The organism is Bifidobacterium sp. C0047B3 (assembly GCF_056590535.1).
On record NZ_JBWPWH010000001.1, the window covers coordinates 655040 to 667463 of the forward strand.

At 39.1% G+C, this 12424-nt stretch carries 8 protein-coding genes and 1 tRNA gene; 5 read left to right on the top strand and 4 right to left on the bottom strand.

The features are described from left to right. Positions 1–86: 86 nt before the first annotated feature. The 3 genes from AC1EKT_RS02515 to AC1EKT_RS02525 form a co-directional block, all read right to left on the bottom strand. A complete protein-coding gene (locus AC1EKT_RS02515; protein WP_415683061.1) occupies positions 87–2780 on the bottom strand; it encodes an ABC transporter permease in 2694 nt (897 codons plus the stop codon). 17 nt (positions 2781–2797) lie between these two features. After that, positions 2798–3637: an ABC transporter ATP-binding protein gene (locus tag AC1EKT_RS02520; RefSeq protein WP_415683060.1), complete on the bottom strand. Its 840-nt coding sequence runs from the start codon at positions 3635–3637 to the stop codon at positions 2798–2800. Between the two features lie 271 nt (positions 3638–3908). Beyond that, positions 3909–5231 carry an O-acetylhomoserine aminocarboxypropyltransferase/cysteine synthase family protein gene (locus AC1EKT_RS02525; RefSeq protein WP_391496418.1) on the bottom strand — a complete coding sequence of 441 codons (1323 nt, stop codon included), beginning with the start codon at positions 5229–5231 and terminating at the stop codon, positions 3909–3911. Positions 5232–5550: 319 nt separating this feature from the next. Here AC1EKT_RS02525 and AC1EKT_RS02530 point away from each other — a divergent pair, with 319 nt between their 5' ends. The 5 genes from AC1EKT_RS02530 (at position 5551) to AC1EKT_RS02550 (ending at position 11493) form a co-directional block, all read left to right on the top strand. Continuing rightward, complete coding sequence (locus AC1EKT_RS02530; RefSeq protein ID WP_391496417.1) at positions 5551–6099, top strand: YraN family protein; 549 nt, start codon at positions 5551–5553, stop codon at positions 6097–6099. Continuing rightward, the gene (locus AC1EKT_RS02535) at positions 6099–7742 is read left to right on the top strand and encodes a YifB family Mg chelatase-like AAA ATPase (protein ID WP_391496416.1); all 1644 of its coding nucleotides are present in this window, start codon (positions 6099–6101) and stop codon (positions 7740–7742) included. The genes AC1EKT_RS02530 and AC1EKT_RS02535 overlap by 1 nt, the downstream gene beginning before the upstream one ends. Further along, positions 7739–9292 (top strand): DNA-processing protein DprA, encoded by a 1554-nt coding sequence (gene dprA, locus AC1EKT_RS02540; protein ID WP_415683059.1) that lies wholly within the window; start codon positions 7739–7741, stop codon positions 9290–9292. Before AC1EKT_RS02535 ends, dprA begins: the two co-directional genes overlap by 4 nt. 40 nt (positions 9293–9332) lie before the next feature. After that, entirely contained in the window at positions 9333–11291 is a 1959-nt protein-coding gene (locus AC1EKT_RS02545) for an FAD-binding protein (RefSeq protein ID WP_421784378.1), read from the top strand. A 114-nt stretch (positions 11292–11405) separates the two neighbouring features. Next, positions 11406–11493: transfer RNA gene (locus tag AC1EKT_RS02550), tRNA-Leu, on the top strand. Between the two features lie 94 nt (positions 11494–11587). Here the strand turns inward: AC1EKT_RS02550 and AC1EKT_RS02555 are convergent. Beyond that, the gene (locus AC1EKT_RS02555) at positions 11588–12319 is read right to left on the bottom strand and encodes a GntR family transcriptional regulator (protein ID WP_421784379.1); all 732 of its coding nucleotides are present in this window, start codon (positions 12317–12319) and stop codon (positions 11588–11590) included. Positions 12320–12424 lie beyond the last annotated feature (105 nt).

Here is a 12424-nt window from a genome sequence, read left to right on the forward strand (position 1 = left end):
ACGTAAAATTTACACACCGGCATTATCTTTATTTTCTGCAACTTAACTTATAAAAACTATCTTTCTACAGATAATTTTTGCGAAATTTATTCTTCCGCGAGCGCAACTACTGGCGAAGACTTCACTGCTCTACGAGCTGGAAGCACGCTGGAAAGAAGCGCTGCAAGCAAAGCGATTAGAGCAAGAACCGCGTAAATAGTCCAATCAACTACAAACGGAACTTTGCCAATTGTGCTAAACACCATGTAGGATCCAATCCACCCAAACGCTGTTCCAACAATCAAGCCTGAAACAGTGCTTGTTAAGGAAATCAACGTTGCTTCCAACGCAAGAGATCTTCTAACCTGGCCTCTTGTCATGCCTATTGCGCGCAAAGTTGCAGATTCTTTGGTTCGCTCAATAACAGACAAGCTTAATGTGTTTGCAACACCTATTAAAGCAATCACAACAGCTACTGCTATTAAGCCAACAAGCAACATCATCATTATGTCGATAGCACTCTCCCACTGCGCTCGCTGGAACACGCTTCCAGCAGCAATAACCTCCGCATAGTTAGATGTAACATTTCGAATGTTTTTAACAATATCTATAAGATTACCTTTGCTAGAATCTACCGAAATAAGCAGCATATGCGTTGTAGGCTTAAGATAGTTATTGAAGTAGGATTTGCTCACAAAGGCAGTATTATTTGAATACACACCAACATTTCGATACTTCTTAAACTGAACTTGCTTTACAGTAATGCTCTTATCGTTATTACTCGAGTCTGTATTCATGCCAGTAAATGGCGTAATATTATTACTGTCTGTTTCACCAGAACTGTACTTTTCTACGTAAGCTTGCAGATTAAGGTTTCCTTTTTTAAGCTCAAAAGGTTCGCCGCCTTCGTTATTAAACTTAGGCAAAAGTATAGAATCTTTGTTTATGTTAACGCCATCAAGGTTTGTGTGCATTACATTTCGAAGCTGATTTACATTATCAACTCCAGCTGCCATAGCATACTCAGTTTCGCCCTTAGCGTTCTTAAAAGTCATAGGAACTGCAGGAAGCAACTCAGTATTCTTTATTCCACTAATCTTTGAAATATCGGCAGCTAAAGACTCATCAACATTCTTGCCTTGAATAATAATGTCAACACTATAACGGTCATCAACAACACCTTTAAGAGTTGCTTTACCACATATTGCGCCCGTTACTACTGTAGAAACAAGCGTTACTCCAATAAGCAAAGCTGTTCCAGTTGCTGCAACTCTTCTAGGATTTCTTTGCACGTTTGCATTAGCAACTTTAGAAGCAGGCCCACAAAGTGCCATGATTGCGCCAGTTGCCTTCATAGCAAACGGCATCCAGAATATGGCTGTCATAATAATGCCAATAAAAACAAGCGCACAACCAAACATTGCTCCAAGCAAAGTCATCCAAGAGTCAGAACCAGCATTAGGTGACTTCCCCGCAATCATGTTTGTCAAAGCATTAAAACTTAAAACAGTAGCTAAAATACCTATAACAATAAATATCACACCAAAAACAGCGCGAATAATGCTTGCACGCTTATCTTTAATCAAATCCATTGGTCGTAGTGCTTCCATAGGCGTTACTTTTGTAGCAGATCGAGCAGCACCCATAGACGCAAGAACTGTTACAATTGCACCAATTACTATTGGCCACACAACCGCTGGAAGCGAAACAATCAAAGGAATCTTAGATAATGGTCCAGAATTAATATTCACGTTACTAATTACGCCCATAAATCCGATTGCACAAAGCACGCCAACAGCCGCAGAAATAACTCCAAGTACTGCAGCTTCAAGCAAAACTGCTGCATAAAGCTGGTGCGATTGTGCGCCGATTACGCGCAAAAGTGCAAGAGTACGTCTGCGTTGAGCAACCAAAACTTGGAATGTATTTGCTATAACAAGCGAAGAAATAAGCAACGCTAGAACACCAAACGATAGCAAGAACATAGTCACAAAATTAGTGCCGTTAGACACATTTCGAACAGATCTTACACCAACTTCATGCCTAGACATAAGAGAAAATTGCTCTGGAAGCAAAGCATTAATCTTAGGAGATAAATCGTTTATTTTAGATTCATCAATACTCATGTATACTTTGCTTTGCACAACTTGATTGTCAAAATTCTTAAGATTTTTGAGTTTTGCACAAAAATCATTCGTTACTCCACCAAGATACGTGCCGCGATTTGAAACTGGTATTTGAGAATGTTCTCCATCGTCTACAAGACCAACCACACGAACATCGTAGGATTTTTCTTTATCTCCGCCAGTGTCATCTACTTTAACCAAAGTTATAGTATCGCCAACGTTTGCATGTATTGATTTAGCAATACTTTTAATAAGCGTAATTTCGCCTATTTTTTGCGGATCTCTACCTTCTGTTGATTTATACACAGGAAGATTTCCATACAAACCACTAGACCAAGCAATACTTGTAACTGATTTATCACCTTTTTCTACTCTTACAAGCGCAGTCGCATCGTCACTGCGAATACCGTTGACACCAGGCATCTTCGATATTTTGTCTAAATGAAGATCTTTGTAATGAATTTCACTACTCGGAGAGCTGTTAGGATTTTTAAATGAGATTGCATAATTTGCGCTACTGAATTCTTCCGTTGCGTTGCGAACCATCAAGTCGTCAACACTGTTCACAAAAAGCAAAGTAGCGCTCATAAACATGCTGCCTATAAGAATTGCAATTCCAGAGGCGATTAGCATGCGTACGCTTTTACGCATAAGTTTTAGTGCGATTTTCCACATTCTAACTTCACCACCTTTTATTGCAATTGTGCAGGCTGATTATTAATACCAGCTTCGCTGCGTTCCATAAGCATTTTGCTCATGCCTTCTGCAGTAGGATTTTGTACGTCTTCAACGATTTGACCATCTGCAAATACGATTGCTCGATCCGCGTAAGAGGCTGCAACAGCGTCGTGAGTAACCATAATCACAGTTTGACCAAGCTCCATTACAGACTTTTTCAAGAAATGCAAAACTTCTGAGCTGGAAGCAGAGTCAAGATTTCCGGTAGGCTCGTCTGCAAAAACTACGGAAGGCTTAGAAATCAAAGCTCGAGCAATTGCAACGCGTTGGCGCTGGCCGCCAGAAAGCTCAGCAGGCCTATGCTTTAAGCGATTTTGCAAGCCAAGAGTATTAACCAAAGTATTAAACCATTGCTTATCTGGCTTTTTGCCTGCCAAAGTAAGAGGCATAAGAATATTTTGCTCAGCGCTAAACATTGGAAGAAGATTAAAACTTTGGAAAATAAACCCAACCATCTCGCGACGCATAAGCGTAAGCTGCTTATCACTCATGCCCGTAATATCTAAACCATCAACCAAAACTTTTCCAGAATTAACGCTGTCAAGTCCAGCCAAAGAATGCATTAAAGTTGACTTTCCAGAACCAGACGGGCCCATAATCGCAGTGAACTTGCCGCGCTCAAAACTTACGCTTACATCTCGCAGAGCGTGAACAATGCCTGCACCCTTGCCAAAATCTTTAACAACATGCAAAGCTGCAACCGCAGTCTCGCCAATCAAATTTTGATTAAAATCTGCTCTAAAATCTAAAGCACTTTCTTGCTCGTATGAGCTTGTTTCGTATGGACTGTTCATAACTGCTCCTTTTCTTAAAAAGTAGTAATCGCATAGTTATCTATTGCTAATACTTAAATTTACGGGAAAAGACTGCTGGTTACTATCGTGCGTAAGACGGAAATTATTTAGAAAGAATTAGTATCTCATCCTAAAGTATGATGCGTAAATTTACAGAATATACACAAAAAATCGGAGCGCATACAAATACGAATGCGCTCCGAATAAAATGGTAATGGATCTTCAGGAATATTTTTAATTAATAATTTTTACTTTTACTTTCGCTTTCTCTTTAAGCAAGTCCTGCTTTACGAACTGCGTCAAACCCGCGCTGCAAATCAGCAAGAATATCGTCAATATGTTCAGTTCCAATAGACAAACGAATAGTTCCTTCATGAATGCCTTGATCTTCCAATTCTTCAGGAGTTTCCTGAGAGTGCGTAGTAGAAGCAGGATGAATAACCAATGACTTCACGTCAGCAACATTTGCAAGAAGTGAGAAAAGCTGCAAATTGTCAATAAATACGCGAGCTGCATCCCTTCCACCTTTAATATCAAACGTGAAAATAGAGCCACCGCCGTTCGGGAAGTAACGCTTATAAAGCTCATGATCAGAACGACCTTCAATAGAAGGATGACTTACAGATTCAACTTCTGGCACAGTTTGCAAATATTTCACAACCTTCAACGCGTTTTCAACGTGACGTTCAACACGCAAACTCAAAGTTTCCGTGCCTTGCAAAAGCAAGAATGCAGCAAACGGGCTAATACAAGCGCCAGTATCGCGCAAAATAATCGCACGAATACGCGTCACAAAAGCTACAGATCCTAAAGCTTCATAGAAGTTCAAACCGTGGTAACTTGGGTCAGCTTCTGTAAGAGTTGGGAATTTTCCAGGAACTTTAGCCCAATCAAAATTGCCGCCTTCAACAATAACACCACCAAGAGTTGTGCCATGGCCGCCAATAAACTTCGTAGCAGACTCAACTACAATATCTGCACCATGCTCAAGCGGACGGAAAAGGTACGCAGTTGCGAAAGTGTTGTCAACAAAAACAGGAAGATTATGGCGATGCGCAATCTCGGAAATAGCCTCAAAATCAGGCAAATCTGCGTTAGGATTACCAAAAGTTTCAAAGTATACAAGCTTTGTATTTGGCTGAATAGCATCCTCGAAGTTTTGAGGATTCTTAGGATCGACAAAAGTAGTTGTTACACCATCTCGAGGAAGAGTGTGACGAAGAAGGTTATAAGTTCCACCATACACATTCTTTGAAGACACAATGTGATCGCCCTGCTGCGTAATGTTACGAATAGCGTAGTCGACAGCTGCTGCACCAGAAGCAACAGCCAAAGCTGCAGTTCCGCCTTCAAGAGCTGCAATTCTGCGCTCAAAAACATCTTGAGTAGAATTCGTCAAACGACCATAAATGTTTCCGGCATCACGCAAATCAAAACGAGCTGCAGCATGATCAAAATCATGGAACACGTAGCTTGTTGTTTGATAAATAGGAACTGCACGAGAATCAGTTGCGGGATCCGCCTGCTCTTGACCAACATGCAATTGCAAGGTTTCAAAATGATACTTTCCTTGCGTTTCTTCAATATCGCTCATAATACCCCTCCAGTTTTGCGACTTTTAAACAGTAGATTAGTTTGCTTCAGCTTACTTTGCGCATCCGCTTACTTTTCCGTTTTCTGTTTACATATTTATTTAAGTGATAACGACAATATGCCACTATGGTTCATTCGTACATACCTGCGGTTATCAAAATTAGCTATAACGAATTAACAGTTTGCAAAAAATAGCGAAATTTGTTTTAGAAAAATACGAAAAATATACTGAATTTCTAATACAACACGCCGTATATAGCTTTTATCCACAATGCTTAAAAAATCTGGATTACTGCTCAATAAGCACAGAAAATAGCAGCATGATTACACAAAAACACATTATTGACGATGAAATTATCTCGCTTGACGAGATTGACGACGCTGAGACTGCTCAAGTATTTTTGCAAGAAAAACTTGAACAAGTGTCCAACGAGCTTCAAGATGATTCTCTTGAAAGTAAAGAGTTGGGAAAACTGGGAGAAACATACGCCGCTTTGCGACTTATGCAAAAAGGGTGGCACGTTATTGACAAAAACTGGCATTGCCGCAATGGAGAGCTAGATTTGGTGATGATTACTCCAGAACAAAAATTGGTATTCGTAGAAGTAAAAACTCGAAGAAGCGTACGTTGTGGTACTCCGCTTGAAGCAATTACTCAAGAAAAATGTAGCAAATTACGTACAACTGGTATGAAATGGCTGGAAGAATTCGGAAGCGATATACCTCATTACCGTATTCGATTTGACGCTGTATCAATTCTTGTTATTAACAAATACACTTATCCAGACTCTGCATATGAATTGCAATCTTTGGAAGAAATTGAAGATAATTCATCAATCCAATTCAAGCATGTTCAAGGAGCATTCTAATGCACATTGGAAACGCAACATCAATAGGACTTATTGGTCTTAAAGCTTTTACTATTCAGTTGCAAGCTTTTATATCTGGAAATATGCCAAACTTTTCTATTATCGGCTTACCTGACACTTCATTAAGCGAAGCAAGAGAGCGCGTCAAATCAGCTCATTTTGCGTTGCATTGTAAATGGCCTGAAGGAAGGGTAACAGTAAACTTATCACCTGCTTCAATGCCAAAAAGCGGAGCATCATACGATTTAGCTATCGCAGCAAGCATACTAAGCGCAGAAAAGTATATTCCACTTACAGAATTAGAAAATACAGTTATTCTAGGAGAACTAAATCTTGACGGGACAGTATTACCCATTCAAGGCATTCTTCCTATTGCACTTTACGCAAAAAAGATGCATTTTAAACGAATGCTTATTCCGCAAGAAAATCTTGCCGAAGCGCAACTTGTAGATGGAATTGAATCTATTGGAATACACCATATTTTAGATTTAGTGACGCAATTGCATGGCAGTTTGAGCGAAGAATCACTAAAGCTTATTGAAGAAGACCCTGCGTATAAACATATGCAAGTTCTTGAACGAAATGGAAATTATAACAATGGAGAAGAAGACTATAATTCGTCAATTCACGAAGAAAGCACTTCCCCACTACAAATTGAACCAAAATATGAAATTGGAGATATGTCTGAAGTAATAGGGCAAGAACATACAAAATGGGCTCTACAAGTTGCTGCAGCTGGAGGGCATCACGTGATGATGATTGGACCTCCAGGATCTGGAAAAACCATGCTAGCTTCACGGATACCAAGCATTATGTGCCCACTTAACGAACAAGAACAGCTTGAGGTTGCTTCAATTCGTTCACTTTGTGGCACACTACCCTACTACGGAATTAGCAATATTCCACCATTTGAAGCACCTCACCATACTGCTTCAGCAGCTTCTCTTATTGGAGGAGGAACAGGAGTTGCAAAACCTGGGATTATTACTAGAGCACATTGCGGAGTGCTGTTTATGGATGAGGCTCCAGAGTTTTCTCCTAGAGTATTGCAAACCCTAAGAGAACCATTGGAATCAGGGCATATTGCTATTTCTCGCTCAAAAGGTACAACTCTTTATCCAGCTAAATTCCAGCTTGTTATTGCTGCAAATCCTTGTCCTTGCGGATACGCATACGGAAATGGCGAGCGCTGCACTTGCAAAGAGCGCGAAAGAGCACGATATTTTTCACGCCTTTCAGGACCAATTCTTGACCGTATTGATATTCAAATGGATGTACCTCCAGTAGAACGAATTATTATGTCAAACCATCATCAAGACAATGCACAAAACTCAGTTAAAAACACGTATCTAAATAGCAAAACAATGCGAGATAACGTAATAGAAGCTCGCAAAATTGCTCGCGACCGTTTTATAAAGCAAGGTTGGGATTGCAACGCACAAGCATCTGGAACATGGCTTAGAAAATACACTTCACAGCAAGCGGTAGGACTTATTAACCGTGCATTAGAAAAGCATCAATTGAGTTTGCGCGGAGCAGATAGAGCATTGCGACTCGCATGGACGCTTGCTGATCTTTCTGGACACACTTCACCAGACATGACAGACATTGCACAAGCTATCAGTTTAAGGACACGAATATGAATACTAAAAACATAAACAACACGGATAACATAGACAACACGGAAGAAACTATTAGTGCATCTAGCGATTTTTCTTCACCAGACGAAGAAACAATATCTCGTGCAATACTTACATTCTGCCTTGAAGGAGCGGATGCGATTATGTACACGCTACTATTGGGATCTAAAAGCGCTAAAGAAATTGTTTCACTATTAAAAACAATTGTGAAAAATTATACGAAACAACAATCAATAGGCTCAGCTCAACAAATGCAACTTCCAATTATTAGTGAAGTAGCAGATCAAGAAAACGATGCCAATTCTAAAACTTTTAGCTCAAGAAAACGTAACAAAAATCAAGAATTAGTATCTACAATGTTAAGCTTCATAAAAAAACATAAAGAACTTGCGCTATTAGAAAATTATTTCAAGAAGGGCTTAACAGCGTGGGGTTATCACAACGATAATGCGCCTAAGTCTTTAGAAGTGTTACACAATTCTATTTCAAAATGGTGCGTTCGATTATTGCATTTACCGACATGGAATAATGAATCACTATGTCAATGGTTCACTTCTGGCGGAAAGCAATGGATTATTGCGCCACACAGCAAATATTGGCCGAAACAATTGCAAGATTTGGCTTTCCAAAGTCATTTCTCACCACCTTTATGCTTATGGGGCGTAGGGAATCCACAAACATTAACACAATGTCATAATCCACTTGCTATTGTCGGTTCACGCTCTTGCACAGACTACGGAAGAGAACTTGCATATCAATTTGCTTATGATTGCGCTTCGAAAGGTCATACTGTTATTTCTGGTGGAGCATACGGAATTGATGCAGCAGCACATTGGGGAGCATTAGATGCACAAGATGTAGATGAAAATAAGCCTACAGGAAAAACCATTGCTGTATTTGCAGGAGGATTAAATCACATGGGGCCCAGATACAATTATCAGCTTTTTGAACAAATTATTGCAAAAGGCGGAGCGTGTATTAGCGAACTATGCCCAGATACAACACCAGTAGGCCACAGATTTTTATTGCGAAATAGAATTATTGCAGCTCTAGCATCAAAAATTATAGTTGCTCAAGCAAGATTACAATCCGGAGCGCTAAATACTGCAACATGGGCAACGGATTTAAATCGCGAACTATACGCTATACCAGGAGATATAAATCAGCCTAATAATGCAGGATGCAACAAGCTAATACACGATTCACAAGCTATAATATTGTGTTCAACTCAAGATATAGATATTCTGTTTCCTCAATCTCATCATTACTTTGCTTATTCTCAACCTAAACCAGAAAAATTAAGCATAGACTATAAAAATTATGACAATACGCAAAAACTAATTATCGACGCAATTACAACGTGCAAACGCAAACGTGAACTTGCGAATGTTGACAGAATATACGAAATAATAAAAGCTTCTTACAAAGAAAAACAATTAGATTACATACCATCTATTGCTGAAATTTCTGGGAAAATTGCATTGCTAGAATTGGAAGGAATTATTGTACAAAATAAAGAAAATTTAACATTATCACAGCAAAAAGTAGCGTAAAATAACGCGCCCAATACAAGATATGTGAGAAAATAAAAGTATGCAATCAAGCGAATACTACGATGTTATTATTGTTGGCGCTGGAGCTGCAGGATTATCTGCAGCACTAGGATTAATTAAATCCGAAGAATACGCATGCATGAAAAAAGAAGGAAAAACACCATCAATTTTAGTGATTTCTAAAGTGCCAGCATTGCGTTCACACACGGGTTCTGCTGAAGGAGGTATAGCAGCAAGCCTTGGGAATGTAGAGCACGACAAATGGCAATGGCATTATTATGACACAGTTCATGGCGGAGATTGGCTAAGCGATCAAGATGCAGCAAAGCTACTTGCAAAAGAAGCACCAAAAACAGTTATTCAGCTTGAACATGATGGCGTAGCATTTTCTCGAACACAAAATGGATATATTAACCAACGCCGTTTTGGTGGACATACTGCTAATTTTGGAAAGAATCCAATTGAACGTGCGGCTTTTGCTGCGGATCGTATTGGTCACCAAATTTTGCATAGCTTATGGCAACAATGTGTTTCCGAGAATATTGTATTTGCTGAAGATTGTTACGTAACAGATGTTGCTATAAACGATCAAACTATGAGTGTTGAAGGAATTGTTGCATTTGATTTATCTGCAGGAAACTTGCGAGCAATAAAGTCTAGATTCTTACTTTTAGCTACAGGCGGATCGGGAAGATTATTTGCAACAACATCTAATTCGTGGGATTTAACAGGCGATGGCATGGCTTTAGCTCTAAAAGCAGGATTACAACTTGAAGACTGTGAGTTCATTCAATTCCACCCTACTGGACTAGCTCATACTGGCATTCTGCTTTCAGAAGCAGCAAGAGCTGAAGGCGGCGTGCTTAGGAACTCAAATGGCGAAGCTTTTATGAAAAAATACGATGAAGTACATTCAGATTTAGCTCCAAGAGATGTTGTTTCTCGTGCAATTGCCCAAGAAATTCGCGAAGGCAGAGGTGTGAACGATTCAACAACTACACAACAAAGCAATTCACATAACGATTGCGTTTGGCTAGATATGACACATATCAGCCGAGAAAATATGTTAGAATACTTGCCACAAGTCACAGAAACTATTGAAAAATATGCTCATCTTGACCCAACTTGCGATTTAGTCCCAATTCGCCCTACAGCTCACTACACAATGGGCGGAATACCGATAACTTTGGATGGAAAAGTATATAGATGGCAAAATAACAACCAAAATATTGTTTATGGTTTATACGCTGCCGGAGAATGCTCATGCGTAGGAGTGCACGGAGCTAATCGATTAGGAGGAAACTCCTTGCTTGACGCATGCCTTTTTGGAAATCGCGCGGGAGCAACAATAGCAAAAGAATTGAAAAACTTAAACAAGTATGACGAAACTAACAGTAACGAAATCAACGAAATCAACGAAATCAACGAAACAAATAAAACTATCTCAAATAATACTGCACTACAAATCTTATATAAACAAAGAAATAATGAACTTAATCAGCTTATTGAAACAAGCGCAAAGCAAGCTACAGATTTTACAGACAACAGCCATAACGACGAATCTTCACAAATAGAAGAAGAATATAATCCTTATAAATTATTTGCAGGTTTAGGAAAAATCATGGAAAACGCTGTTGCAATATCATGCGACGAGCAATCAATTAAGGAAGCACTCAATGAAATACAAGAATTTATAGATCCTAAAATTCAATCATTACACATCCATAGCAATAATTTAGTTTTTAACCAAGAAATTACTGCAATATGGGAAATAAAGAACATGTCACTACTTGCAAAAGCAGTATTGCAATCTTCACTTGCTAGACATGAATCTAGAGGTGCTTTCTTTAGAAGAGACTATCCAAAACATGATATTTCTTCATTGCCACAACACTCGTTCATTGACTTTGATGGAAACTTGGCAAAAAAGTCAGTGAATGTTATTGATTTTAAACAAGATAGCAAAGGAGATTTTTATACTGAAAATAGCATAATTTAAAACTATTATTACTGTTTTCATATATAAATATCTTAAAAATTCGTAATTTTTTCAACACGCCGAAGCGAAGATGGAAAAAAGATGTTATAGTCTTATCTGTTGTCTAAAACACATGTCCGGGTGGCGGAATGGTAGACGCGCTAGCTTGAGGTGCTAGTGCCTATTTGTTACAGGCGTGCGGGTTCAACTCCCGCTCCGGACACGAAAAAACCTTGCTGGGAAACCAGCAAGGTTTTATTGTTTTTTAACACAAAAATGGGCTAACTAAGAATATCTTAGCTAGCACCAAAGTTTAATTAAGCAGCATTTGAATGCAAGTGGAAACGAATCTCACCAGAATTTGGCGCATAAACAGCTGCACCAAAAGCAATAATCGTACCAAACTTATCTTTTACAGTAGAATAAGCTGTAAGTGCAGGAGTTCCAACTTCAAGGTTAAGTACTGCTGAAAGACTGTCACATAGATTTTCTATATGCACAGACACTTCATTTTCTACAAGCTGAACAGCGTACGCTTTAAGCAAAAAATCAGATAACGACTCATCTGAAAAATCATGCGTCAAAATTTTAGGAAAACGAGAAGCAGGCAAATAGAGCACACTATAACGCGATAAAACATCGTCAACGTAACGCAAACGTTTCAAACATATCAATTCATCTACTGGATCAAGGCCTAAACGAGCAGCAGCATCTTCATCATGAATAACATCGTTTTCAATAACTTTTATTCTAATTTTTGCATCATTAGAATAAGTCTGCTCGTAAAATCCTTGCGCACGATCAGAAATTACTTCTTGACTATAACTAGGAATAATTGAAGAAGCTCGAAATGTTCCTCTACCCTGCTCACGAACAAGTAATCCTTCAGCAATAAGGTTATCGACTGCATGCCTCAAAGTAATACGGCTCACATTGTATTGTTTGCACAATTCAATTTCAGGAGGTAATTGTTCGTTAGCTTCCATAGAATCAATGCGAGCGCGTAGATTGTCTCGCACAGCAATGTATTTAGGCACACCTTCGACCATTTCACTCTCCCCTAACTAAACGCTAACATGAAAAAGCCGTTGATACTAGTTTGTGTAAAACACAGCATAGTAACAACGGCTCATGCAAAACTAATAACTCTGTTA